This is a genomic window from Sulfitobacter sp. M39, from assembly GCF_021735935.1.
Taxonomy (GTDB): Bacteria; Pseudomonadota; Alphaproteobacteria; order Rhodobacterales; family Rhodobacteraceae; genus Sulfitobacter.
In genome coordinates, this window is the sequence record NZ_WMDZ01000001.1 from 572,799 (window position 1) to 597,885 (window position 25,087).

The 25,087-nt window shown below is 54.6% G+C and carries 18 protein-coding genes, 1 tRNA gene and 3 pseudogenes; 10 read left to right on the forward strand and 12 right to left on the reverse strand.

Annotation, left to right across the window (positions count from 1 at the left end; genetic code table 11):
- Positions 1 to 40 precede the first annotated feature (40 nt).
- On the reverse strand, positions 41 to 1,186 hold the full coding sequence (locus GLP43_RS02715; protein WP_237278105.1) for a CaiB/BaiF CoA transferase family protein: 1,146 nt from the start codon (positions 1,184 to 1,186) through the stop codon (positions 41 to 43).
- A 148-nt stretch (positions 1,187 to 1,334) separates the two neighbouring features.
- On the opposite strand from GLP43_RS02715, the gene GLP43_RS02720 reads away from it, so the two are divergent.
- The gene (locus GLP43_RS02720; protein WP_237278106.1) at positions 1,335 to 2,726 is read left to right on the forward strand and encodes a DUF2793 domain-containing protein; all 1,392 of its coding nucleotides are present in this window, start codon (positions 1,335 to 1,337) and stop codon (positions 2,724 to 2,726) included.
- Positions 2,727 to 2,840: 114 nt separating this feature from the next.
- The gene (locus GLP43_RS02725; protein WP_237278107.1) at positions 2,841 to 5,330 is read left to right on the forward strand and encodes a calcium-binding protein; all 2,490 of its coding nucleotides are present in this window, start codon (positions 2,841 to 2,843) and stop codon (positions 5,328 to 5,330) included.
- A 25-nt stretch (positions 5,331 to 5,355) separates the two neighbouring features.
- Here the strand turns inward: GLP43_RS02725 and GLP43_RS02730 are convergent, their stop codons facing one another.
- The 4 genes from GLP43_RS02730 to GLP43_RS02745 are packed head-to-tail and all read right to left on the reverse strand — an operon-like array spanning position 5,356 to position 9,070.
- The gene (locus tag GLP43_RS02730) at positions 5,356 to 6,120 is read right to left on the reverse strand and encodes an ABC transporter permease (RefSeq protein ID WP_237279912.1); all 765 of its coding nucleotides are present in this window, start codon (positions 6,118 to 6,120) and stop codon (positions 5,356 to 5,358) included.
- A gap of 29 nt (positions 6,121 to 6,149) precedes the next feature.
- Positions 6,150 to 7,052 carry a sulfotransferase gene (locus tag GLP43_RS02735; protein ID WP_237278108.1) on the reverse strand — a complete coding sequence of 301 codons (903 nt, stop codon included), beginning with the start codon at positions 7,050 to 7,052 and terminating at the stop codon, positions 6,150 to 6,152.
- Between the two features lie 24 nt (positions 7,053 to 7,076).
- Positions 7,077 to 7,733, reverse strand: a complete 657-nt coding sequence (locus GLP43_RS02740) for an ABC transporter ATP-binding protein (RefSeq protein ID WP_237278109.1) — start codon at positions 7,731 to 7,733, stop codon at positions 7,077 to 7,079.
- Between the two features lie 8 nt (positions 7,734 to 7,741).
- Positions 7,742 to 9,070 (reverse strand): capsule biosynthesis protein, encoded by a 1,329-nt coding sequence (locus tag GLP43_RS02745; RefSeq protein WP_237278110.1) that lies wholly within the window; start codon positions 9,068 to 9,070, stop codon positions 7,742 to 7,744.
- A 90-nt stretch (positions 9,071 to 9,160) separates the two neighbouring features.
- Between GLP43_RS02745 and GLP43_RS02750 the strand changes: the two genes are divergently transcribed.
- Entirely contained in the window at positions 9,161 to 10,084 is a 924-nt protein-coding gene (locus GLP43_RS02750; protein WP_237278111.1) for a glycosyltransferase, read from the forward strand.
- Between the two features lie 8 nt (positions 10,085 to 10,092).
- On the opposite strand, the gene GLP43_RS02755 is transcribed toward GLP43_RS02750, so the two are convergent.
- The 3 genes from GLP43_RS02755 to GLP43_RS02765 are packed head-to-tail and all read right to left on the reverse strand — an operon-like array spanning position 10,093 to position 14,074.
- The gene (locus tag GLP43_RS02755; RefSeq protein WP_237278112.1) at positions 10,093 to 10,854 is read right to left on the reverse strand and encodes a sulfotransferase family 2 domain-containing protein; all 762 of its coding nucleotides are present in this window, start codon (positions 10,852 to 10,854) and stop codon (positions 10,093 to 10,095) included.
- The gene (locus tag GLP43_RS02760; RefSeq protein WP_237278113.1) at positions 10,851 to 11,585 is read right to left on the reverse strand and encodes a CatB-related O-acetyltransferase; all 735 of its coding nucleotides are present in this window, start codon (positions 11,583 to 11,585) and stop codon (positions 10,851 to 10,853) included. The genes GLP43_RS02755 and GLP43_RS02760 overlap by 4 nt, the downstream gene beginning before the upstream one ends.
- Positions 11,582 to 14,074 (reverse strand): glycosyltransferase, encoded by a 2,493-nt coding sequence (locus GLP43_RS02765; RefSeq protein WP_237278114.1) that lies wholly within the window; start codon positions 14,072 to 14,074, stop codon positions 11,582 to 11,584. Before GLP43_RS02765 ends, GLP43_RS02760 begins: the two co-directional genes overlap by 4 nt.
- Before the next feature lie 154 nt (positions 14,075 to 14,228).
- Here GLP43_RS02765 and GLP43_RS02770 point away from each other — a divergent pair, with 154 nt between their 5' ends.
- Together GLP43_RS02770 and GLP43_RS02775 are read left to right on the forward strand one after the other, a co-directional pair.
- Positions 14,229 to 14,837, forward strand: coding sequence for an acyltransferase (locus tag GLP43_RS02770; protein WP_237278115.1), 609 nt, complete (start codon positions 14,229 to 14,231; stop codon positions 14,835 to 14,837).
- 135 nt (positions 14,838 to 14,972) lie between these two features.
- Positions 14,973 to 15,049, forward strand: a tRNA-Arg gene (locus tag GLP43_RS02775).
- Between the two features lie 362 nt (positions 15,050 to 15,411).
- Here GLP43_RS02775 and GLP43_RS02780 read toward each other — a convergent pair.
- The 3 genes from GLP43_RS02780 to GLP43_RS02790 all read right to left on the reverse strand — a co-directional run bounded on the left by GLP43_RS02780 (position 15,412) and on the right by GLP43_RS02790 (position 18,564).
- Positions 15,412 to 15,969 carry a hypothetical protein gene (locus GLP43_RS02780; RefSeq protein ID WP_237278116.1) on the reverse strand — a complete coding sequence of 186 codons (558 nt, stop codon included), beginning with the start codon at positions 15,967 to 15,969 and terminating at the stop codon, positions 15,412 to 15,414.
- Positions 15,966 to 17,153, reverse strand: coding sequence for a DUF3500 domain-containing protein (locus tag GLP43_RS02785; RefSeq protein ID WP_237278117.1), 1,188 nt, complete (start codon positions 17,151 to 17,153; stop codon positions 15,966 to 15,968). The genes GLP43_RS02780 and GLP43_RS02785 overlap by 4 nt, the downstream gene beginning before the upstream one ends.
- Positions 17,154 to 17,607: 454 nt before the next feature.
- Positions 17,608 to 18,564, reverse strand: coding sequence for a hypothetical protein (locus GLP43_RS02790; RefSeq protein WP_237278118.1), 957 nt, complete (start codon positions 18,562 to 18,564; stop codon positions 17,608 to 17,610).
- Between the two features lie 138 nt (positions 18,565 to 18,702).
- Here GLP43_RS02790 and GLP43_RS02795 point away from each other — a divergent pair.
- The 5 genes and pseudogenes from GLP43_RS02795 to GLP43_RS02815 all read left to right on the forward strand — a co-directional run bounded on the left by GLP43_RS02795 (position 18,703) and on the right by GLP43_RS02815 (position 22,569).
- A pseudogene (locus GLP43_RS02795) lies at positions 18,703 to 19,901 on the forward strand (IS3 family transposase).
- A gap of 34 nt (positions 19,902 to 19,935) precedes the next feature.
- A pseudogene (locus GLP43_RS02800) lies at positions 19,936 to 20,373 on the forward strand (IS3 family transposase); the annotation flags it as partial.
- Positions 20,374 to 20,566: 193 nt separating this feature from the next.
- Entirely contained in the window at positions 20,567 to 21,580 is a 1,014-nt protein-coding gene (locus tag GLP43_RS02805) for an IS110 family transposase (RefSeq protein WP_237278119.1), read from the forward strand.
- A gap of 99 nt (positions 21,581 to 21,679) precedes the next feature.
- Positions 21,680 to 21,880, forward strand: a pseudogene (locus tag GLP43_RS02810) (IS3 family transposase); the annotation flags it as partial.
- A 266-nt stretch (positions 21,881 to 22,146) separates the two neighbouring features.
- Complete coding sequence (locus tag GLP43_RS02815; RefSeq protein ID WP_237278120.1) at positions 22,147 to 22,569, forward strand: hypothetical protein; 423 nt, start codon at positions 22,147 to 22,149, stop codon at positions 22,567 to 22,569.
- A gap of 205 nt (positions 22,570 to 22,774) precedes the next feature.
- Here GLP43_RS02815 and selD read toward each other — a convergent pair whose 3' ends face one another.
- The gene (selD, locus tag GLP43_RS02820; protein ID WP_237278121.1) at positions 22,775 to 24,943 is read right to left on the reverse strand and encodes a selenide, water dikinase SelD; all 2,169 of its coding nucleotides are present in this window, start codon (positions 24,941 to 24,943) and stop codon (positions 22,775 to 22,777) included.
- Positions 24,944 to 25,087 lie beyond the last annotated feature (144 nt).

The following is a 25,087-nucleotide window of genomic DNA, read 5'->3' on the forward strand; positions in this document are numbered from 1 at the left end:
GATTGTCAGCCGCTGGTTGCGAAATGGCGGATAAGAGCAGTTACGCGATACCGCCCGCGTCTAGAAGGGCAGCGATGCGATCGCTGTCATAGTCGAGGTCGGCGAGAATGTTGCGGGTATCGGTATGACCGTCGGGCATCCGCGGCGGCGTGGTTTTATGGGTAGAATATCGCGGCGCTGGCGCAGGCTGTAGCACGTTGCCAGCCGTGACAAATGTACCGCGTGCGGTGTTATGAGGGTGGGTAGGTGCCTCTGCCAATGACAAAACGGGGGCATAGCAGGCATCGTGACCGATCATTATCTCGTCCCATTCGGCGCGGGTCTTGGTTTCAATCAAGCGGGCAAGCTTGCCGCGCATGGCGTCCCATTGGCGTTGGTCGTTTTGGATCTGCATGTCGGGATCGTCTGACAGACCGCACAGGTGCAATAGTTGAACGTAGAATTGCGGCTCTATTGCGCCAATAGAGACGAATTTTTCATCCGCTGTCTTATAGACATCATAGAAATGCGCCCCTGTATCAAGCATGTTCACACCGCGGTCATCCTGCCACCAGCCTTGACCGTGAAACGCATAGATCATCGACATCAACAGGGCCGATCCATCGGTCATTGCAGCGTCGATGACTGTGCCATTCCCACCGCGCTGTACGTTCAAAAGGGCAGAGACCATGCCAAATGCAAGCATCATGGCACCGCCCCCGAAATCGCCGACCATATTGGCGGGGGGCGTGGGTTTATCCCCCTTGCGACCAAAGGCGTGCAGCGCACCGCTGAGGGCAATATAATTGATATCATGCCCGGCCATTGGCGCGTAGGGGCCGGTTTGTCCCCATCCGGTCATGCGCCCGTAGACGAGCTTGGGGTTCAGGGTCAGCATATCCTCCGGGCCAAGGTCTAAACGTTCCATAACGCCGGGGCGGAACCCTTCGACCAGCCCGTCAGCGGAGGCGATAAGATCGCGCAGAACGGCTTGGCCCGTTGCGGACTTAAGGTCGACCTCGATTGTTCTGCGGGACCGGAGCAGAATATCGGTTTTTGGGTCACTTTCGGGGCCCCCGCGGGTGCCGCCCGGACGGTCGATGCGGATCACCTCTGCCCCGTGGTCCGCGAGCATCATACAGGCGAAGGGGCCTGGGCCGAGCCCTGCGAATTCGATTATGCGTATACCTGAAAGTGGTCCTGCCATGATGTTCCCCCTGCCGGATATCTGTTGATAGCAAAGCATTGAAAGGGGGCGGTGGCAAACGCGATACCGCGCGCGGTGGTGCAGGCTGGCGTTAACCTTTCTGCGGCAGGGTTGGCCCGATCAGTATTTATCGAACCGGAGCCACCATATGACCGATACATCCCCCGTTCTCGCCCTTCCGTATATTCAGCCTTCGCAAGCGCAAAAGCATGTGACCCATAACGAGGCGCTGCGGCTTTTGGATGCGATTGTGCAGCTGTCGGTTCTTTCGTTCACGGAAGATACGCCGCCTGCCACCGCAGCCGAGGGGGATCGGTATCTGGTGGGGGCTGAAGCCGTGGGGGATTGGGCGGGTAGTGACCATGCGGTGGCAGTGTTCGTGGATGGGGCGTGGCAGTTCATCACGCCGTTGCCGGGATGGGTTGCGTCTGTGGCCCCCAGCCAAACCCAAGTGGTTTTCGACGGCGCGCGCTGGGCGGTGCCGGAGTTTCAAGATGTGCCTCGGTTGGGTGTCGGGGCGACGCCGGATGCGTATAACCGGTTGGTTGTGGCGTCGGATGCGGTGCTGTTCAACAATGCCGGGGCGGGGCATCAGGTTAAGATCAACAAGGCTGCCGAAGGGGACACGGCCAGTCTGCTGTTCCAGACCGCCTTTGGGGGGCGGGCCGAGATGGGTACCTCTGGAAGCGATGATTTCGCCATCAAGGTCAGCGCGGACGGCGCGAATTGGGCGGAAGCTTTGCGCATTGAAGCGGCGACCGGGCGTGTGACGGCCCCAGTCTCGGGGTGGCGAGAGCGACTGACTGCCCCCCGCGTGTACTATGTGGACCCCCTGCAAGGTAGCGATGGGCAAAGCGGGCGCGCCACGGGGGTGGCTGCCTTTGCGTCGTTGGGCCGTGCGATGGAGGAAGTCGCCCGTTTGGACAGCGCAGGCCACGCCGTGACGATCCAGCTGGCGGATGGAAGCTATGATCTGGGGGCGGTGCCCGCTGTGGCGAAGGCGGCATTGGGGGGAGGACGGGTTGAGATTGTCGGGAAAACCGGCGACCCCGGCGCGGTCACGATGACGGCGACCGGGTCGGTGATCGAACTGGTTTGGGGGCGTCTGATCTTGCGAGGTATGAGGATAGAGACCACCGGTGCCGACCCGGCGATCCGGGTGTTGCCGGAAGCTGTGCTAGAGGTCGATGAGGTCATCTTTGGCGCGGCGGGGGGACATCTGGATATTGTCGGCGGGCGCGTCGAGGGTGCGGGTTCGTACGTTATCGACGGCGATGCCGCGTATCATCTGCGTTTGTCGCAGGGGGCCGTATTGGCGCGGGGGATGCAGACGGTGACGCTGGCGAATACGCCCAACTTTGCCACCGCGTTTGTGAGGTGCGAGATGGCCGGGCAGGCGGATTTCAGCGGGCATGGTTTCACCGGCACAGCCACGGGCAAACGTTTTGACGTGACCACCAACGCTGTGGTGCAAAGTGGCGGGACCGTGCTGCCGGGCGATATTGCGGGCACGGTGCAAAACGGTGGCCTATACTTCTGATCTGCGAAAACCTGAAAATTGTATGAAAGAGCCACATTGCCGCCTTAAAACCTGAAGCTGCCGTTAAGGGTTTCGACCCATCTTTATCCCCGAAACACGTAGGGGATTAAATCAATGGAGCTTGAGCACAAAACCACATTGTCGCCGCGGGCGGATATGGCGCTGACCGGGGTGACGGATATGGCGGTTGTCCAATCCTCTGGCGGGGCGGTGCTGTACACGACCTCGCGCTTTGGTGGCGGTGACTTGCTGGCCTATCGCATTGATGCGGAAGGGGGGCTTCGGTTTCTGGACAGTCGGGCCATCGCCGGGGACACGCGGGCCGGGGTCACCAGCCGGTTGGAGGTTGTAGACGGTGCGCTATTGCTTACGGGGGCGGATAACGCCGCGCTTACCCGCGTTGCATTAACAGATGATGGGCGCTTTGGTGACGTTTCTGCCGTGACCGGTGGTGCCGTGCCTGCCCAATTATTGGCCGTCGAGACGTTGGATTTAGGCGGGCAGAGCTATCTATACGGGCTGGTACGGGGGGCGGATAGCATCGGGTCATGGCGCATGGGCGACGATGGGGCCCTGACGCGCATATCGGGTGACAGTGGGGTCGCGTCGGAGGCGGGTTTGACCGGCCTGAGCGTCGGGTATGTAGGAAGCACGCCGTATCTGCTGGCGTCCTCGGCGCGGGACGACGCATTTATTTCGTTCAAATTGGATGGGAATGGTATCCCGCGAGAAGTCTCGCGTATCGCGGCGGAGGATGGTGTGGGGATCGGCAGTCCAAGCGCGACAGCCTTTGTAGGTGTTGGGGAGCATGGATTTGCGATACTGGCCGCGGCGGGGAGCGCGAGTTTGAGCGTCGCGATGCTGGGGGCAGATGGCGCATTAACCTTAACGGATCACGTCCTCGACACGCGGGACACGCGATTTGACGGGGTGCATGTGATAGAGACCACAACGCATCACGGCCGCGCTTATGTGGCGGCGGCGGGCGGAGATGACGGCGTTTCGGTCTTCGAGCTGATGCACGATGGCCGTTTGATGCATCTGGTGTCGGTCGAAGACACGGAAGGGAGCACGCTCGACGCGGTGTCGGCGCTTAACTTTTCGGTACAAGGAGATTTACTGCATCTCGCCGTCGCCTCAGGCGCCGAAGCGGGGCTGAGCATCTTTACGGTGGATATTTCTGACCGGGTTACGGCGGCAACAGGGGGTGATCAAGCCGACACGCTGACAGGCGGCACGGGGGGCGATTTGCTTTCCGGCGGGGATGGCGCGGACCATATCGCCGGGCGCGCAGGTGATGATATTCTGCGAGACGGCGGCGGCCGTGATCTGCTGACCGGCGGTTCCGGCCGCGATCTTTTTGTCCTTTCCGCCGATGGAGAGGCCGATACGATTGCCGATTTCGACAGCGCGCAAGACAGCATTGATCTGTCGGCCTGGCCGTTCCTGCGGCACGGGTCGCAGCTGTCCGTATCTTCGACCAACGAGGGTGCCGTTCTGTCCTTTGGTGAGGAGCGGTTGGTCATAAAAACGTCTAACGGACAATCCCTTAGTGTTGATGACGTTCAGGCGCTCGACCTAATCGGGCAGTCGCGTTTCATGCCGGATTGGTCGCTGCCAGAGGAGCCCGATACGCCTGTCGCTCCTAGCGAACCGACGCCGCTGATACTGGTCGGCACGCCTCAGTCAGATGTATTGGAAGGGGACGCCGGCAATGATCATATCAGCGGGCGGGCCGACGGCGATCAGCTGATTGGCGGCGGTGGCAACGATACGGTCCTTGGCGAAGCTGGTGCCGATACGATCTATGGGAACGGCGGGAGCGATCTGATTGAGGGTGGGGCCGAGGGGGATCAGATCTGGGGCGGTATCGGCTGGGACACTCTGCGCGGGAGTGATGGGGACGACGCCCTGTGGGGGGGCGATGGCTATGATGCGCTTGGCGGTGGCGATGGGAACGACACGTTAACCGGCAATAATGGCGCGGATAAGTTGTATGGCGACGGTGGTGATGACCATCTGATCGGTGGGCTGAATGCCGATACCCTGTGGGGAGGCGCTGGCAAAGACCGGCTAGAGGGAAGCGCGGGCGCAGATCAACTGATTGGTGGTGGGGGGAATGATCAGCTTTTCGGAAATGCGGGGGCAGATTTTCTGCAGGGGGACAGCGGGAATGACCGTCTTGCCGGGGGGATCAACAACGATACGGTTAACGGTGGGTCCGGAAACGATACGCTGTCGGGCGACAATGGTGCCGACCTCCTGATCGGCGGCGACGGCGATGACCTGATCAAAGGCAATGCTGGGCACGATACGCTTGATGGCGGTGCTGGCGATGATGTGTTGTCTGGTGGGATTGGGGCAGATCGTTTCATCTATGGTGCGGGGCAGGATACGATCCTGAGCTTTCAGAATGAAATTGATACGCTTTCGCTGGATTCGGCCCTCTGGGGTGGGGGAAGCTTATCGATGAGCCAGCTTCAGACGTTCACGCGCAGAGGGGCTGAGGGGCATATCGTACTGGATTTTGGCAGTGGCAAAACATTGGATATTTTGGGTGTTGAAAACCTGTCAGTGCTAAATGGGGACTTTGAAAGCTTTTAGCGGCAAAGCGGGCCACAATGTCTGGCTATCTCTCTAAAATATCACGGTGATATCGCCGTAAAAGCAAAAGACCAAAAAGTCCCAAGGTCGCGGCCACGGCATAGACATAGGCTGGGGATATATAGGTGGCATCGTAACCATGATAAAAGCCGGCCCTGATGCGGCCCACCACGTGGATCAGAGGGTTGTACCAAAGATAGCCGCGGTAGGGTTCAGGTACCGTATCATACATAAAAATAACGCCAGAAAGCAGCAAAAGAGGTCGTGTGCAAATCCCGTAAATACGCTGCCAAACCTGAAACATTGACATCATAAAGCAATTGAACACCCCTACACCTAGGGACAACGCGGCGATCAAGGCGAGCCCCGACATGATGTGTGAAATATCTACCGCGGCCCGCGTGTCGAATAGTAAAATAATTCCGCTTAGGACGATAAAGCCGACAAGAAGCTGCGTGAGAAAATTGAGGATAAATCTTCCCAGAATGGCGTCGACGAAGGTCACACGGGGGTAGGCAAGTAGCTGTTTTAAATAGTTAATTGCCTGGGAAATCTTATTGCTAAGGTCAACGAATATCAGAAACGGCAATAAGCCCGTGGCATAGAAAATCGGAAAATTGTTACCAAGGGGCGGTGTCCGAAAGCCGATCGAAAAAATAGCGGTTAAGAGCGCAATGCCCAGAACCGGTTCAGCCAAGGCCCATATATAGCCCCCCGGTGACCGGCCATAGCTGGTCCCGATTTCACGCAAGATCAATGCGATGATAATGCGTGGTGTCGCCAACACCATTTTTCCGCGATTTTTCGAGGCCCGGTGCGTCATCCGGTCACCTTCAAGGCGCTGTTGATTTGCCATCGGGCGGGCGTTGCCGAGCCGAAGCGTCCCAGAATAAATTCATATTGTGGGGCAAAAGCAGCCCGGAACCTATCTTTTAAATGTTCCGGAAGCATGGCGTGGCGGCCCGTATTGCTGCGAAGGTCGGTTTTTGGCGCAATTGGCATAATCCCTAAAAATGCGCAGATGTCGCGCATTGTGTGAGCGTGAAAGAGATCTTCGTAAAATACGTATTTTATGCGGGACATGGGGATGACCGCTTCGAGTTCGCGCATCGTACGCCGGTAATTCGCCCGCTCCAGTTTGCTCAACCGGTTGCTATCGATCAGGTGTTGTGCCCTTGCTTCGCAAGCGGTTTGGAAGTCACCAATCTGAGTTGTATCGGCATTTACCGCCATTCTGATTTGCGACCACATCCGATCAATTGGATCCCTCAGTATAAAAATGAAATAAGTTTCGCCCAGACTTCTCATTTCCGCGAAATCTTTGGCATCTAGTATCGCATAGGCTGGTGTAATATCGCAGATGACAGGCTGGCCGCTAAACCCCCGAGCAATATATGATAAATAGGCGTCGTGACGTCCCGCCTCGTCGGTGTAGATGGATAAAAGGTCACTTAGTTCAGTCAAAATTTCGAGGCTTCGCCGATTCTTCGGTCCTCGTTCTGGGGCCAGTTCTTTCGCCAAGGTTTTCGCAGTGTTTATCCGTAAGTTAAAAACTTGCTCAGATTTGCCTGCAATCACGTTGAAATAATGTAGTTCTTTGTTGCGCGAAAAATGGATCTGGTTGCTGGTGCGCAATGTTTCGTAAAGCCACGTCGTTCCAGCTTTTTGCGCCCCAATGCAATATACAAATTTTGTCGTTTCGGGGAACAGGGGTGATGTCATAAGGTACGCCTTGGGATGAGGTGATTACTTTCCCATGTTGTATTCATGATGTGCTATCGCATCGTTAATGTCGGAATAATAGTTTAGTTTTCCGGATTCCAAAACTGCACCCGCGGTACATAATTCGCGCAACATGCCGTTCGAATGGCTGACAAATATAGCGCCTGATTGGCCAAGCCGGTCCATAAAAACGGTGCGGCTTTTTTGTTTGAATCGTGCGTCCCCGACGGCCGTGATTTCGTCGATTAGATAGGTGTCGAACTTTAGCCCCATGGATACCCCGAACGCCAAGCGTGATTTCATACCAGCAGAGTATGTGCGAAACGGAAGATGATAATGGGTCCCGAGTTCGGAAAAATCCGCGACGTAGCTGACCAGCGCCGCCGTGTCGGTGCCATAGATCCTTGCCACGAAACGGGTGTTTTGGGCACCCGTCATGTCTGGGTGGAACGAACCTGCAAACCCAACGGGGAAGGACACACTGCCGTCGGAGGTGACCTCGCCAGACGTTGGGTCCGCTGCACCGGCGATTATCTTGAGAAGTGTTGATTTTCCAGCGCCGTTCCGGCCTAGCAGCCCAACAGAGATGCCACTTGGAAAAATAGCGTTAATGTTTGAAGCGACTGTTTTTCGTCGCCCTCTCACATGGAAGGTTTTTGTTAAATTTCGAAACATGATCATCGGCGAAGCTAACGTCGATCATGTAGAGCATACCAAACCAGCATAAGAAGAGCCCACAAAACGAAACACGACGCGACCGTAACTCCCAACAGGAACGGACGATTTGGATAGATTGCAGTCTCTGCCAATGTCGGAGGAATATGGGCGGCCAAATATTTTGATTTCCTGCGCGCCTCTGCAACGGCGGTCTCATAGGCAGCTTGCGCGGCTGTATAGGATTGTTCTGCAAATTCTAAATCTACTTTTAAGCTTTCAAACTCTCCAAACAGATCGGCAAAACCGGCTGTGTGCGTGGTACCCTGCGTAGCATTCAACTTTTGATGCTCTTCAGCTATACGGTCTGCTATAACCTCACGCCTTCTCTGCGCTTGCTTCAGACGGGGATCGGTTGGTGTGCTGGTTTGGCGCAACATATCTAGGCTGATCAGCGTCTCTGTCATTTCCGCTTCTAAAGAGGCCAATAGACCTGTTTGAATTTGGAGGGGTGTTTCAGGGCTAACTATCTTATTTTTAATCCGAAACTCTGCAAGGGTACGCCGCGTATCTCTGAGGCGCTGCGCGGCACGTGCCAGATTTTCGTTCGCATGTTTAGTGGCATCTTCGCGGGCAATAGCGGATAGTTGGTGAATGAGTTGTGCACTTTCCGCATAGATGTGTTTGACTATCGTTTGGGCATCTTCGGCCCTGAATGCCTGCACCTCGATGTCGATTAACCCGGTGCTGCTGTTGCTATACACGTCGACCATGCGGCCCCAGTATTTTGTTAGATTCTCAATTGTTCCGGGTGCGTGGTAACCGAACACCGGATCGGAATGCGGTGCAGGAGGCGACCATAATTGTCGAAGATTCAACGCCTTATCGATTTTCGCAACCAGATGTTGGCTTTGAATGAATTGGTAAAGCACTTCTTCGTCCGCCGCCCCTGAACCCGAAAGATTGGCCACACCACCCAACAGTTCAACAGCCGAGCTCATATCCTCGCTATGGACAGAAAATCCGGCGACAGAGTTGTAGCGATCTGCGGCGCGTTCCCAGAGGTACCAGGATACAAAGAGGCTCGTTCCCAGAACGACAATGACAAAGCTCACAAAGGTAAGCCGATGCCGCAGGTGGACCCGTGTCTTTGGCACGGGAGGCGCGATCGCCATAACTGGTAAAGTCAGGATTTTGGCTTGCGTGGACATGTCACACCGCTTTCCCCGATCGGCGACGGCGCGCATCTTGTCGCGACGCTGTTTTTCGATGCGTTGCAACGCTTCTTCACGCTCCCGTAGTTTTTTCTGTTTGCGCAATGCGTGCGTCGTGGGTGCGGCTGTTTGTGCAGTTTTAGGGTTCATAGGTGCACTGACTAAAGCAACAGTCCTCACGATTTATTAATTTCAAAGAGCTAGTTCAAAGAGAGTTGATTCAACTTGATGGGTTTTAGGATGTGTGAACCGCAAATTCACATTTTGATGGGCACAAAGAACGCAGGCGGTTTTTTGTCAGAACAATTGGATTCGTTTCGTGGGCAAACACACCGGAACTGGAGCCTTTGGGCAAGCGACGACGGGTCAACAGATGCCACCTGGGCAAAGCTTATCGCATTTAAGGAAAACACACCGGACCATGATATTCATTTGCTCAAAGGGCCGCAAAGGGGGGTTGCTGAAAACTACTTTAGTATGTTGCGCAACAACGACTTAGCGGGCCAATGGGTGGCGTTATCAGACCAGGATGATGTCTGGCTGCCGCAAAAGCTCTTCCGGGCAGTTGCGCGACTTAGATACCACGAAGAGATATCTGTCTACAGCTGTCGAAGCCGCTACGTGGATGAAAATATGTCGCCATTAGGAGCATCCCAAATGTTGGGGCGTCCGTGTCGTTTCGGGAATGCGATTGTTCAAAACGTCCTGCGGGGGAATACCATTGTGATCCCGCCGATCGTGACTGATTATCTACGTAGCATTTTACATACTACTGAGAGTGCCGAGATTCCTTTTCATGATTGGTGGATATATCAAGCGATCACAGCGGCTGGATTCGACGTGATTCATGATGAGCAACCAGGGATACTTTACAGACAGCATGATGGAAATCTGCTGGGCTCGCCGGGTCGCCATATAGGGCGCAGGGTTGCTTGCCTCACCGATGGGACATTTGTGAAATGGGTGGATGCAAATGCTGCTGGGATGTACCGGTTGGTCCCCGTCATGACAGCGACTGCACGTGATCAGTTGTTAAGGTTTCTGGACTGGCGAACGCAAGGTAATACCGGAGACCGCGCAGCTTTGACATCGTTGGATATTTACAGACAGACACATGCAGGGGACTTGGCCCTTCATGTTCTTGCGCGCTGGAGGCGATTTTAAAGTGTTTGTCAGATCAACAAGCCTTCGTCGTTTAATCGATCGAGAAAGGCGATGTCGGACGAGGCGAATTCGGCCAATTTATCTCGCGCCCATTTTTCGTCGACAAGAGACATAAGATCTTGCCACCGACTTTGTTGGACGCTTTTGGGGCCAGCATTTATGCGTGTCTTTACGAGGGAAGGATACTGCCCCGTCAAAGAGTAGATGTCTTTCTCTAGAAAATTCAGACTTCTCACACGATATATCCTGTCAAGTTGGCGCGCACCATTTATCGCCTGTTCAACAAGCGTGTGTGGCGCAAGGTGGCTGACCTCAGCTGCGCCGCGGATTTTGCCCGTGGCTAGATAACTACAGTAAAAGTTATCATAGTGATCCTTGATAAACTGTTGCCACGCGGGCTCCCCTTCGAAAAAGTATGCGGCGGGCGAGCAATTTTTCACCTTATGCAGTCCAGTATGTTCTGGCGATGCGAGCGTGTTGTCGCTGAGACTGGAGGCTTTATTCCGCAGGTAAAAATAGAAGGAAGCGATTCTTTCGAAGGGGTCGCGCAGTATCGTAAAGGCAAAGGCACCATCCTGGGTATAGCGGAGTCGGTGCCAATCCAGATGGCCCGAGTAGAGGTCGAATCCATCGGGGAATTGTTTCTCGGGAGAAGCCTGATGATGCACGCGGACAGGAGAGGTTCGGGAATTGCCGTAAATTTTGACGAGCTCAGAGTGAACAGATTGGCCTGCGGTCTTGGGGATATGTAAAAACACGATCTTTGTCACTGAGCACCCCCAGATCGAAGATCAATTCGCTCTGGCGCGTAGGGGGTGACATGCTGCAGCATGCTGTTCACGCCTTTACAAAATTCCAGCACATCCGAGGGATCAAGGTGGTCCATTTGCCACGGCGCGAACTGCCACCAGCGACACTTTAACATGAGGGTGATGAAGCTTGGGGGAAGGCGCATTCTTTTTATGACTGCAGGGTTTCCAGCAACAACAGAATAAGGGGCGACGTCACGGGTTACGACAGTGTGCGCCGCGACAACGGCACCATCGCCAATGGTTACACCAGCTGCGATATATGCCCCGTGACCGATCCAAACATCATTTCCAATTGTAGTGATTTTTACGTGTGTCGGGGGTCTGCTGTGGGTGATCCTGTAATTATGATAGTGTTCTGCCACCTCAAAGCTGTCACCAAGATCAAATATTTTGTCCCCGAGATAAAAGGCCGGACTTGTTGATGCCCAGTCCATCGGGTGATTTTGACGACCTATTTGAACAGATTCGCCAAAAGAGCAATATCGGCCTATACGTGCACCAAAGCTGTAGCCTGAAACTTGATACGAGAATGCCCCCATTTCCAGGGAGTGTTCATATTGGGTCCATTTTAGGCTTCCCGGGGCTTCCAGTACTGTGTGCTTAGGCAAATTGACCGTCGTGGCACCCCGGTTCAGCACTTCTATGCCATTACCTCGCAAAGCCTTCAGAGAAACAGGGATCTGGCTCATGAAGCCACTGCCAAAGTTTTAACGATATGGGCTTCAATATGAGCCAGTAGAATGTCCGCGAGATCTTCTTTGGTCGAATAGGGAATAGGAAATCCATTTTTGGCGTTGGCAACCGCATCACCCTGCGCGCCGATCGCATATGCGTGTGTAGGTAAACCAGTCGCCAAGGCTTCATGCGTGGTAAACGAGAATGTTTCTGGCCAGACGGAAGGTATTAACCAATCTGTCACGCCATATCGGGCTGCGATTTTGCCAAGATCCGATATAATATACCTCCCGTGGATAGGTACTGAGGGGGAGAGAGGAATGGCGGGGTCGAAGTTTCCGACGATGACTAGACCCACGCCTTGCGCATCAATCGCGCCAGCAGCCCGGCTGATTACCTTGGCCCCTTTTTGAAGCCCAATGTCGCCCAATACACCGATTACACGACGTTTTTGGCCGACAGGCGGCGGAATGCGGGTCAGCTCTTGCGAAACTCTATGTGGCCTGACTTGGATCTTCTCCGAATACTTTGGATAGGCCTGCTCCACGATTTCCTTGCTATTTTCAGAGAATACGATGATTTCTTTCGATACTTTTAAAAGCTTTTCCCATTCACTTTGCCATTTAATCAGACCTATCTGCGCGCTAGCAGCTTCTATGTCATTTTTATGACGCCGCGGGAGGCCATCATACACCCCTTTATCGTTTAGAAGTGTGTAGTCAGGCGAAATTGCAAAGTAATCGTGAAACAAAAATTCTAACGTATGCTGACCGGCATGGCTTAGCGTGAGTATTGCATCCGGCACCGACAGCGCGTTGCGATCCCCAACCGCGCAAGAGTAGATCAACCTTCGCGCTTTTATGGGACGTAAAAGTTTGGCGACATAGTCAAGGTTGTTCGTTCCGCCGGAAATCATGCCACCCTGACAGTGCACTTCTATCTGCCACCGCATTGCACCACCCACCCTAATCACGACGGCGGCGCGACCCAAAGCGTGGTGTTTAGATTTCAATCTATGTTGAAGATATGCCTCAGCACCGCCACCCATACTATGCGCAAAGTAAATCGAGACAGGGTAGATATCCTGAGCGCCAAGCCAAGCCAGTGCCAAAGCAAGCCGCGGGGACTTGAGCGGGTCGGACGCGATAAACTGTTGCACATCATTGTCGTATTGGGGGTAGCGACTGGATATGAGTGCGTTGTTCTTCGCAATGAGGCGTAATTTCTCTTCTGATCCGAAACTTTGCCCGCCGCGGTGTTCTATGAATAGGTTAACCGCGCAATAGTGTAGTCCGTCCGAAGCTCTTATTCGCTGACACCAATCAACCTCCTCGCCGTACCCCCGACCAAAGCTGATATCGAATTGTGGTACTTTCTTAAGGTAGTTGGGGTTGATCGCCATACAAAACCCCACGCCTGTCGGCACCGCCACACGATAGGATTCGGGGTTAAGTTGCGCTGCGGTCAAGTCAATGAGATCGCCTTGTCCGGTAGCTAAATCTTGGGGAGCGCATATGAGCGGTGCATTAAATATTTCCGCGTCGTTCGACATGGGAGTTGCGGTCGCTGCGCGCGGATACTGCAGGAGAGGCCGAATAAGGCGGGAGGCCCATTTCGCCGGGACCAAGGCATCTGAATTGAGCAAAATGACGGTGTCGGACCAACGCTGCGCGTAGTGCAGGCCTTTGTTTACGCTTTTCACGAAGCCGAGATTCTGGTCGTTTTCAAGGAGTGTTGCACGGCTTGTGTTTGAAAGGCACCATTCGCGCAGCAAAGGTAGAACGCGTTTGTCCGTTGAGTAATCCTCGACCAGAATAATCCGCCACGGAAGATCCGTGTTTTTGACGATACGTTGCAACGCCTCCTTCAATAGATCGTGCGCGTTAAATACCGGAAGTATGATGGTTACGGATGCGGTTGTATCGGGGGGAACTTTGGTCCGAAATAGGTCGGGATCAAGCTCGCGCGCATGGTGGACGGTGCACAGCGTCAAGCCCCGCTTGATCTGAGCGCGATATGCGGGGTCTCTTTTAACGCACCAACTGATGTAGGCGGGGATTTGCAGTGTCAGGGCGATGAGAAATTGAAACACCAACCGCGTTCGTATCCACCACAGACGAGAAAATTTGAGGTTTGTTGCAACCGTCCATGACGGTTCACGGACCCGGTGAAATTCCACGCCGAAACGCGCAATTTCGTGCAAACCTGTGGGGCCAAGCGGCGCGACTAAGTCAAATCCGACTTGGCGTTTCCCCCCGAATGCTTTGGTCACATCGTCACGTACTAAATCGGCTTTTGTGCTCACTTTGATGCCGTTCATGTGCAGTATGATGTCATCTGCGAACGTCCATCCTGCCAGTCTTAAATTTCCTTCTTGCACGTTCAGGACGTCGATGGCCCCTGCGGTTGCACCGGAAGGGTCAACAATATGCATTGGCTGCCCATCTGCCTTGAAGTGAGCGGCAATGTAGCGGGCAAAAAGAGCTGTGAGCTGTTTATACAAAATCAATCATTTCGATTCTATGTTGCGTTGATAGAGCTCTAGATCAGCACGCTCACTCTTAAAGGGAGGTTAAGTTTAGTCAGCATTGCAGCAGAAATTTTCTCGGATTTGGATGGAGGTGACATAGGTGAGCAAAACGCACCAAGGAGTTTTGGTGACGGATAATGGTCATAATAATCAGGTAGATATATCGCCCACAGCAACCTGCGCCGATGGGGTTCATATTAATATATATGGGCATAATAATCACGTGGTGATCGGTGAAGGTACGGTCATGTCCGCTGGCATGGTTGAGCTAAGGAACCACGGCAGCGCTATTCATATCGGCGCAGATTGTAGTTTGGCAGGGTCATTCCGTTGCCGCGCGCGTGATACGCATATTCGCATTGGCGATCACACCACGATCATGATGGCCCACCTTAGTCTGCACGAAGCGGGCGCGATTACGATTGGTGAGGATTGCATGTTGTCCGGGGATATCACCATGGACGTCAGTGATATGCATTCGATCATTGACGTAGAAACAGGGGAGCGGATCAACCCGCCCCAAAATATCGAAATCGGGGATCATGTTTGGTTGGCTCATGGTGTCAGGATCATGAAGGGAGCGCAGATAGGACAGCACTCAGTGATCGGTAGCCGTTCCATGGTTCTCGGGGCGATCCCCGCGAACTCCTTGGCCGTGGGTGCGCCGGCGCGTGTGGTCCGGGCTGGTATAACATGGGATCGTCGCCGGCTAAGTGCCGGTGGCCATTGGGGCTGAAACCTTATCGGCGTGCGTCAAGGGGCCGCTAACATATCAAAAGTGGATATACTGGTTGGAAATACAGTCTAGAAAGATTGCGATCACATTTAGCTTTGATCATCGAACGCAAACTAGCTATGAGAAGACTTGAGTGGTCCCGTAGCTCAACTGGATAGAGCACCTGACTTCTAATCAGGGGGTTGGGGGTTCGAGTCCTCCCGGGATCGCCAGTCACACTAAATGCCAATGGAGCATAAGCGTGCAAATCGCCGCTATTAGATGCAAATGACTGTCAATAGATTTGTTTGGTGCGTTCAGAAATTTTCGCCGAGCGGAAACGGCCCAGAGCCGACCTTCGCAGTCAGTTCCGATGCCGCAACGCAGCTTAGCCAAACCACCCATTCGTGCTTCGTGCAGCATTGTCCGAGGGTCAAGCTCGCCTCTGCGGGACCTTTCTGCCGTTCGCTGCATCTCACACCAAGGTCCGTTTGGCCCGCATAAACATGTAAACATGCCGGGTCTCTTCCTGGCGTCTGCCTGAGCTCATGTCACTCCGAGGACGATGGATATCGGAGCTGGTTCTGGATCTCGCTCACTCCGGACCGGCCGCGGTCGGATTGAGCGGAACGCCACCGGCTGCGCCGAGGTAGCCGAACTCTAAAATCGGGCGCAATTCTCCGTTCTGTTCACCCCATAGAACCGCGGCACGGTGATTGCGCACCTCGTGCATAACCGCGTCGTATGTCAGTATTAGTGGGGTTGAACGATCCCCGTCATCCGCCATTTGCCACTGGCTGATAACAAGGGCAAAGTGACCGAGATGGTCGTGGTATGTGAACTGAATTCGCGCATCGCTCATTGCCAGTGCTAAAGGGGAACTTGCTTTTGTCACAGCAAGGTGGTGCCCGAGATAGAGCGCCAGGGCCGCGGCAAGTTCCTGAGGCAACGGCTGGCCTGATGGCAACTCCTCCAAAGCGGAAAGCTCCGGCGCCGCGATAATCAGATCGTCCAATGGGAATTGGATGGTCAACTGCAATGCGGATCCTTGCTGTCGCAACAGGAGAACGCTGCCGGGCAAGGCATGTGCCAGCACAGCCCCGATACTGCCGATAAATACCACAAGCGCGAGCAGGCCCGAGCGCCAGATCACTTTTTCTGTCCGCCGTAATCGTCTGTCAGATCACGCCAGACCGAATGCGGGTGGTTCCCCACCTTCTCGGTAGACTTGTTCGACTGCAAGGAGAACTCGATCCAGAGCGACGGCCCATGCACCCGGACGTAGTCATCCTCCGCGCTCATTTGCGGTGTGCCGGAGTAGCCGAGATAAGTTTCGGGCAATTCGGATGTGTATTTTTCCATGTAGTCTGCGGCCTCGGTGTCGGAAATATCACCGACATAGGTCTCGATCGCGGCCAGAAGCAGGGCGGTCTGATCCTCGTCCAATTCGGAGACCGGCAGACCCTCGAAGCTGTGCGGGATCGCGTCATCGGACTGTGGCCCGGCGAGGATGTCGCGGTAGGTTCCTTCCAGTTCGGCACCTGCGCGTTGATCCTCCGACAGTGCGCTGAGCAGCGTAGCAAAGGCGTGACGTTCCTGCGTCAGGGGCTGGTTCACCCGACCGTTCATTTCGAAATAGGGGAAAGGTTCGACGCCACGGAAGGACGGCGTGGCCCCAGCCAACTCCCCGTCGACATAGGTATTGGCAAACGCCACGTGGTGCCCGCCGTAATAGAGCTCCCATACGCCGGTCGTCCCGGGCGTGCCAAGGAAAGCGAACTTGGTGTTGAAAGAGGAATAGCCGGCCTTGTAGTCGGTGCTGACGGTGTTGATGTAGTCGTCGGCGTTCAGGGTCTGGACCATCTCGTCCCAGCCCTCGTCGATTTCACCGCTTGTGGCTTCCATCATGATCGCCTTGACCAGCCCGCGTTGCTTGGTATTCAACTCGCCCAGAAGAACACCTGGTCGCTTAGGAAAGGCCCCAGCGGGCAAGTTGCTCCAGTATTCCGCTTCAGTGCGAGAATAGTCATGTTGCAGGTGCTCGAGGATATCCTCCGACGCGTCCGCCTTCAGCAGATCAATCAAGCACAGCATCCGCTCATAGCCCGACGTATCGCCGCAGTCTGCGGCGCTGTCGGGAATCGGCACTGTCTCCATTAACGTGCTGGTGTCGCCCATGCGCGCCTGAAGCGCTTCGCTCAGCGCCTGATCCTCCTCCGACATCGGCGGCGGACCGCCGTCACCGGGCGGCGGGCCATCGTGACCTTGAGCAAAGACCGGTGAAACCAGAAGAGCGGCCAGCACGGCGACGCCGACAAGTTCAAAACGATGAGACATTTGGCAATCCATTTGTGGAGTCACTGCATTTAGCTCTCAGCATCGGGGAAACCAAGAAGAAAAGCAAGGTGATGCCCGGCAACCGACCAAGCACACCGCAAGCCTCCCGATCTGGCTCCGACTAGCATGAAACGGCAAAAGATCATCGCGACTCGGGCCATCGAAGCCGCCGTTCGCTCGCGGCGCAGCATTCGGCAGATTGGGCTCACACCAGACTTGCGGCGGTGCGGCACACAAATCTTGATCTTGCAGGTTTCAGCGCGACCAACCGAATGACCGGCCCCACCCTTCTTCGACATTCCTACCAAGTGCAGCATCAACGCTTGGCTCCGACGCAAAGGGCGGGGAGTGGGTGTTCGTTGAGAGACGCTCCAAGGTGGGATAGGGATGCCTTTCCAAATCTCAGATAATGGTCGGAGTGATTTCACGGGTCGGTTAAGCAGCTATCGAACCATCAATCATCCTTCTCGTTTGCTTCCTCAGTTGCATCCATGAGCTCGATGCCATCCAAAAGACTATCGTCTCCTTCCCATTTTTCATCGCCTGGAATCTTATACATCTCACGCCAATACTTGACGCTTTCCCAGTCGACATTTTCCGCTTTGGTTGCCTCCTTGGCTGAGTGTTTTGCATCTTTTCCTTCGCTTGCATCGAAGATCTCTAAAAGGTGCGAGGTGCCCGTCGAAACCCCCTTAAGTTCAGCGAATTCTTGTATCAACAGGATTAGGCCCGATACGTATTCAAAAGCGCTGTCGAAAGTTACTGCCCCGCCCTTGTGGGCAAAATCATTCCTAGCTTTCCGCGCGACGGCTAGCGTTTCATAGGCATCTTCTGAGATTATCTTGGCCAACGCCAAAAGCTCCAACATTGGCGCGACATTTCTCGTTGCTTTAAGGCCCTTCCTTCGCTTTTCCGTGCCGTAAATGTCTTGATTTCCAATCAAGAATTCGTCCCATATTTGTTGGATGACTTGCTCGCAGGCCACCCAGCCAAAGACTAGAGCATTACGTGTTTCCGAGCGGCGCAGGCTGGAATATGCCAAAGAGAGGTATGCGGCGTTAAGCTTGGTCAAATGGCTGAAGACCTTCTGGCCCTCGGCGTAAGCATCCCCAACTTCCTTCTCGGTAATTCGCCTTGGAGATAGCAACGAAATATTTAGCTGGCCACCAGCGCCGCCTTCTTGGAGGGCTTGACTGATTTGGGCCTCGGAGCCCAATGCGCGGGTGTATCTGAAGTAGCCGGATGATTTTAACTCGCCAAATCCCATCATTCCGTGGGTTGATGCATCCAGTGCCAACCCTCCCAACATCATCGCAGCCTTGACGCAGTTGAAACAATCCATCGCTGCGTCAGGCGTAGAAACTGAGGGAGTTCGGGGGATTAGCATCGACCCATCGAATCCAAAGCCCATAGGGCTCCCGCCTTCCAATCCAGCATCTAAGAAGAAAGACACGCGATGAAGCTTCAGCGGACTATAGGTGCCGACCTGCCCCCCGAAACTTCCCTCAGTTTAATGTAGAGTTTGCTCAAGCTTTGAAGGAGCAAACAAATGCGACAGAGCCGATTTACCGAAGCCCAAATAATCGGGATGATCAAAGAACAGGAAGCTGGGATGCCGACGGCAGAGGTGTGTCGTAGGCATGGCCTGAGCCCGGCGTCGTTTTACAAGCTCAAAGCCAAGTATGGCGGCATGAACGTGTCAGACACCCACCGGCTTAAATCGCTGGAAGATGAGAACGCGAAGCTGAAGCGTCTGCTGGCCGATACGATGCTCGATAACGTTGTTCTGAAGGATTTGCTGGGAAAGAGCTGACGACACCGAATGTGCGACGGGCTGTAGCACGCAAGGCGATGCGGGATCATGATATCTCGCAACGTCGTGCGTGCAGGCTGGTCGGTGTCGATCCCAAGACCGTTCGGCGCGACAAGCCGCCGGATAATCCTGAAGTTCGCGAAGAGATGAAAGCGATTGCCAGCAAACGGCGTCGGTTCGGCTATCGCCGGATTGGCGTGCTGTTGGAACGCAAAGGCATGATTATGAACCACAAGAAGCTGTATCGTCTCTACACCGAGGAAAAGCCGGGTGTCAGGCGGCGCAGAGGCCGTAAACGTGCGCGTGGATCGCGGACACCTATGCCTGTGGCTTTGCGACCAGGCGAGCGTTGGTCGTTGGATTTTGTGTCTGATACGTTCGGCGCATCCGCTGCCCGGCAGTGGTTTGTTTACAAACCATGAGAGGGGCGCAAGTTCCGCATGCTGGCAGTGAATGACGACTGCTGCCGTGAGAACCTGTGCCTGATGGCCGATACCAGCATCTCAGGTGCGAGGGTGGCACGCGAGTTAGATGCGCTTGTGCGCGTTTATGGGAAGCCTGCCTGTATCGTCAGTGATAACGGCACAGAGTTCACCAGTCGTGCGATCCTGAAGTGGGCTGGCGATAACGATGTTGATTGGCATTATATCGATCCGGGCAAACCGCAGCAGAATGCCTTCATCGAAAGCTTCAACGGCAGTCTGCGCGACGAGCTGCTCAACGAGGAGATCTTCGACACCTTGGATGATGCTCGCCGCAAGCTGGCTCTCTGGCGATACGATTACAACAACGTCAGACCGCACTCATCACTCGGAAACCAAGCACCTGCTGAAGCGCGCCGTGCGCTTGAGCAATTTGAGGGCACCGCACACGACGCGCTTGCCCAAAATGACGATGAAGAATATGAAATCCAAACCCGCAAACTCTCACTATGAATGAGGGAGACTCGGGGGGCAGGTCAAGACCAGTTGCCCAAACCGTGTTGCTAGGTTGGCCCGTTTGGCTGGGATCCGCGCTGAGATTGGTTACAAACGTAAGCCGGGCAAGTATGGTGGAAGGCCGTCAGTCGTCGTCGACAACACGTTAGACCGGCAGTTTGATGTGACAGCGCCAGACACCGCCTGGGTGTCCGATATTACTTACATCAAAACCTATGAGGGGTTCCTCTATCTGGCGGTTATCATCGACCTCTACTCACGACGTGTGATCGGCTGGGCGACACAATCGCGGCAACCAACAGACCTCGTGCTGCAAGCCCTTCTGATGGCTGTCTGGCGACGCAAACCTAAGCGACGCGTCCTGATCCACACGGATCAAGGTTCACAATACACCAGCAGGGACTGGGCGGCGTTTCTGCGGGCCCACAATATCGAACACTCGATGAGCAGGCGCGGGAATTGTCATGACTGTGAGTATGGTATTGCGGCTTGATGGCCTGACCCATGTTACGATTGACTGCGTGTCATTGCGTTGACGTGTCGACCATCAAGTCGCCCCGGCAACGGGCGAGATGTGACCTTATAGGAGCCTGACGGGTACGCCCCATCACAGTCCTGCCCCCTCGGATCGGTGCCTGGGCATTCTTAGCAAAGAGGGCATCATGAAGACTACACATCCAGTAATTATCGGCATCGACACGCACAAGGCCAGCCACGTCGCTGTGGCGATTGATACGCAAGGCACCCGCTTAGCGACGCTCTCCATTCCAACCAATCCGAAGGGGTATTTAGATTTGGAGCGTTGGTCTCAGTCTCTTGGGAAAGTTCAGGCATTCGGGATTGAAGGCACCGGTTCTTACGGCGCAGGTCTTTCGCGGTCGTTGCTCGCCCACGGCCACAATGTCATTGAGGTCACACGGCCAAATCGACAATTGCGATACACACAGGGCAAGACAGATAGTTTGGACGCGGAAGGTGCCGCACGTTCCGTTCTTTCTGGGCAAGCTACGGCACGACCGAAGACACAGACGGGGTCATCAGAAATGATCCGCCATCTGAAGATTGCACGTGATACCGCTGTTAAATCGCGCTCGCAGGCAATGGTCACCCTGAAAACACTAATCATAAATGCACCCGCCGATTTGCGCGACGCACTGAATCATATCCGTGGGAAAATCGCACTAATCCGGCACATCGCCGCCTTTCGACCTGGTGATATCGACAATCCATTGGCCTCTGCTAAAGCCGCCATGCGTGCATTGGCGCGTCGTTGGCTGTGGCTGCACGAAGAGATTATCGCGCACGATAAGGAACTGGAACGGCTTGTCGCAGAACGCGCACCAGAGTTAATGGCATCTCACGGCATTGCCACATTGACGGTCGCAGAGATGCTGATCCTCGTTGGCGATGATCCAACACGCATTCGATCAGAGGCTGCCTTCGCTAAGCTTTGCGGGGTTTGTCCCATTCCGGCATCGAGTGGGAAAACACATCGGTTCCGACTGAACCGGGGCGGCAATCGCCAGGCCAATGCTGCCCTCTATCGTGTTGCCATTGTCAGGATGCGAAGCCACGAACCGACACTGGCTTATATCAAGAAACGCACAAAAGACGGGAAGAGCAAGAGCGAGATTATTCGTTGCCTAAAAACGCTACATCGTGCGCGAAATTTATAGCCAGCTTTGCGCCGCAAAATCGTCCCAGATCAAGGCTTGACGAATATAGGAGCTTCAATGCGCGCGTCCATTGTCCTCGGACCAATGGCGGACAAAGACTTGCCTGAGAGCTTCTTCAACCTGCTCAAACGGGAACGCGTCCGGCGTCAAACATATAAGACCCGCGAGCAGGCCAGGCAGGACATCTTCGACTACATCGAAATGTTCTATGACCCGAAACGCAAACATGTCAGAAACGGTATGCTGTCGCCTGTCGACTTCGAAAACAGACAGTTCAATGTGAACCAAGAAGGTGTCTAGGAAACTAGGGGCTATTCAGTTGTCTTCTTTCTGGTCAAGTCACGTTCAAGGATCTTGGCATCAAAACACTTAGGGCGCTTGGATATGATCTTCACCGGACCCGGACACAGGAGTACATTTGGAAAAGAGTTGTAGATCAAGCCGAGAGACAAGGTGTCATCGGTGTTCATTATGATGAATGCCAGCATGTCTTTATCGATGGCGCGAAATCTAACAAAATTTTTCTTGATAGTTTCAAGTCGATGATGAAAGACCGGCATTGGCCAATGATGCTGATTTTGTCGGGTGTTCCGACCCTCTCCAATTATATTCGTTCGTACGAACAGCTTGAGAAGCTCGTTGACCCAGTCCATTTTGATGAGATTAGACTAAAACGGGACAGTGACCAACTCGTGAAACTCTTGTACTGCTATGCTGATAGCGTCGAGATGAATATCGACGAACTTGTTACCCCAGACTTTTTGGCGCGCCTTGATCATGCATGCTCCCACCGATGGGGGCTTGTAATCGAGTTGTTGATCAAGACGTTAGTAGAAGTAAAACTATCTGGTAAAAATGAGCTTGAGGTAAATGACTTTGCCGTACAGTTCGCCGCAAAAACAGGCACTTTGATGCGATCCTCGCCATTCACCGCACCCGATTTCCTGACGGCGTTCGACTCTCAAAGACTATTTGAAATCAATTCATAGCTAAAATTACCCCAGTTCTTCCCAAAAGATGCTCGCCCTTGGCGGGCATTTTTTTGGCATGCACGTTTATTCTTCCCGGCTGCATGCTTATGATTGAAGATGAATGTGGAACTTAAATTAACCATATGATTAAAAACGTGTTTTTCAGGTATATGCTTGCCGACTAGTGATCCTTTTGCACGCTTATGCTCAATTGGCAATTTACCTACACCAGCGTAGTAGGCCCTTCGCCTTCGGTTAGACGGCCGATGATCCAGGTTTTTTTACCTTCGGCGGCCATGTTGTTAATCGCGACTTGGGCTTCAGTTGGCGACAGTGCTGCAAGCAAGCCACCCGCTGTCTGAGGGTCATAAACAAGTGGATCGCGACGCCCGCGCGTGGGTGCGTTGTCAACATTCGGTTGGAATAGAGAAGATTGCACACCACGATCGGATAGGTCTCGGGCCCCGGAATAGGTAGGGACGGCATCCGTAAAGATTTCAGCGCTTAGATGTGATGCCCGGCAGATGGCAGCGATATGACCTGCGAGGCCAAAGCCAGTGACATCTGTCATGGCATTAGCACTGCGCAAATGAAAAGCTTGGCGGTCCTGCGGCTCGGCCATCTCGTCCAAGGCTTGTGTGACGTCTGCCCCCGCAGCTGTGCCCTCCATATGCGCGGCCATAATTATCCCAGAGCCGATGGGCCGTGTCAGCACAAGGCAATCGCCAGCCTGCGCACCAGACAAAGATATAGGTTGCGTTTCGCGCGTTCCGGTAACGGTGAATCCGATGGTCATTTCGGCACCCATCGTCGTGTGCCCCCCGACAATCGCCGCGCCTGCGCGGTCGAATATCTCGCGGGCGGCAGCTGTGATTTCTTGCAGCGTCCGGGTCTGAAGTTGCTGCGACATATGGGGCAACACGATACTTGAGAGCGCCGCTTGGGGTTGCGCGCCCATGGCCCAGATGTCGCCTAATGCATGAACTGCCGCAATGCGCGCCATCAATGCCGGGTCGTGGATCAAGGCGCGCAAATGGTCAGCGCTGATGACCTGAAAGCCGCCGCCGGGTTGTTTGAGTACCGCGGCATCATCGCCGGGAACGGACAAAATTGCACCACCCGTTGGTTTTTGAAGCACCGATAGCCCGTGCCGCAAAGCAGTATTTCCGACCTTCGCACCACAGCCACCACACAAAGGCTTCGACGCTAATATTTCGCGCGCACCAGTCGCGAGTGTATCTGGCAAAGCGGGTGGTTGCATCGATGGTAGATCGTCAAGTTTATCCATGAAGGCGCGGTCGATCCGGTCTTTCCAGCGCCATAACGCAGGCCCCGAGAATGCAAGATCGAATTTTTCTGCCAAAGCCGATTTTTCCCCAAGGGAGATAAGCTTTAGGTAACGTTTTTGTGGTTTGAAGGGCTTGCGGGGACCATTGGTGAGGGCTGCGCGAAGGTTGTGATACAGGATGGGTGCTGCGCGAACGGCAAACACGCCAGCTTTGGGGCGTGGGGCAAAGGGCATTGCCGCGCAGTCACCCACGGCGAATACTGTTAGGTCCCCGGGAAGTGACAGGTCGGGCGTTGTTTCAATGAACCCATCACGCAGGGGGAGGTCCGTTTGCGTCAGCCACTCATACGGGAAGGCACCTGCCGTGCCGACCGTTAATTGAGAGGGGATTTTGTCGCCGTTGCCCAGAACGACATGATCGGCGGCGATTTCCGTGACGCGTACGCCGGTGCGTAGGGTGACCTTGGCACCGCGAAGCTTGGCCTCGACCGTGTGGCGCGCGCGATTGCTTAGGCCCGATAGGGTGGGACCGGAATGTAGCAAGGTCACGCGTGGCTCGATCCCCTTGCTGCGTACAGCATGGGCCATCGCGAGAGAAAGCTCGCAACCGGCGATACCGCCGCCGATCACGGCGATTTCGGGCTCTATATCGCCGCTCGTCACCGCGGCAAGGAAATCGCGCCAGCGTTTGGCGTAGACATCAAGTGGCTTTGCACCGACAGCAAAACCATCAAACCCAGGGATACCCATTTTAGCGGTGATCCCAATATCAAAGGAGGCAACATCATATGCAATAGGAGCGCGGTCTTCGACATGAACCAGACGCGCAGTGCGATCGATATCTGTGGCGTGGGACAGGATCAGACGCGCGCCCGCAAAGCGGCACAGCCGGACAAGGTCGATTTCAAGTGTTTCACGTGAATAGTGGCCCGCGATATAGCCCGGCAGCATACCTGTATATGGGGCCGTAGGGCCGGGATTGATGACGGTCAACCGCGCGCCCGGTAGCGGGTTCATCCCCCATTTGCGTAGCACCAACGCATGGGCATGCCCGCCGCCGATCAGCACCAGGTCTTGGGTCAGCGGGATATCGTGTCGATACATCGAATGACTTTCTATCAGGCGGGTGTGACAGTCTTAGCCTGCGAAATCGGGGGATCAAAGCCGCAAGACACAACTGCGGCCCGTTGCAACGGAATGTGAACTACGTGACAAAGACCGCAGCGTTTTCCGTGAACAAGGTGGCCT

Coding starts and splice junctions, on each gene's coding strand:
- GLP43_RS02715 (WP_237278105.1), bottom strand. CDS start 1,186: ATGGCAGGACCACTTTCAGGTATACGCATAATCGAATTCGCAGGGCTC.
- GLP43_RS02720 (WP_237278106.1), top strand. CDS start 1,335: ATGACCGATACATCCCCCGTTCTCGCCCTTCCGTATATTCAGCCTTCG.
- GLP43_RS02725 (WP_237278107.1), top strand. CDS start 2,841: ATGGAGCTTGAGCACAAAACCACATTGTCGCCGCGGGCGGATATGGCG.
- GLP43_RS02730 (WP_237279912.1), bottom strand. CDS start 6,120: ATGGTGTTGGCGACACCACGCATTATCATCGCATTGATCTTGCGTGAA.
- GLP43_RS02735 (WP_237278108.1), bottom strand. CDS start 7,052: ATGACATCACCCCTGTTCCCCGAAACGACAAAATTTGTATATTGCATT.
- GLP43_RS02740 (WP_237278109.1), bottom strand. CDS start 7,733: ATGATCATGTTTCGAAATTTAACAAAAACCTTCCATGTGAGAGGGCGA.
- GLP43_RS02745 (WP_237278110.1), bottom strand. CDS start 9,070: ATGAACCCTAAAACTGCACAAACAGCCGCACCCACGACGCACGCATTG.
- GLP43_RS02750 (WP_237278111.1), top strand. CDS start 9,161: ATGTGTGAACCGCAAATTCACATTTTGATGGGCACAAAGAACGCAGGC.
- GLP43_RS02760 (WP_237278113.1), bottom strand. CDS start 11,585: ATGAGCCAGATCCCTGTTTCTCTGAAGGCTTTGCGAGGTAATGGCATA.
- GLP43_RS02785 (WP_237278117.1), bottom strand. CDS start 17,153: ATGTCTCATCGTTTTGAACTTGTCGGCGTCGCCGTGCTGGCCGCTCTT.
- GLP43_RS02790 (WP_237278118.1), bottom strand. CDS start 18,564: ATGGGCTTTGGATTCGATGGGTCGATGCTAATCCCCCGAACTCCCTCA.
- GLP43_RS02805 (WP_237278119.1), top strand. CDS start 20,567: ATGAAGACTACACATCCAGTAATTATCGGCATCGACACGCACAAGGCC.
- GLP43_RS02815 (WP_237278120.1), top strand. CDS start 22,147: ATGATGCTGATTTTGTCGGGTGTTCCGACCCTCTCCAATTATATTCGT.
- selD (WP_237278121.1), bottom strand. CDS start 24,943: ATGTATCGACACGATATCCCGCTGACCCAAGACCTGGTGCTGATCGGC.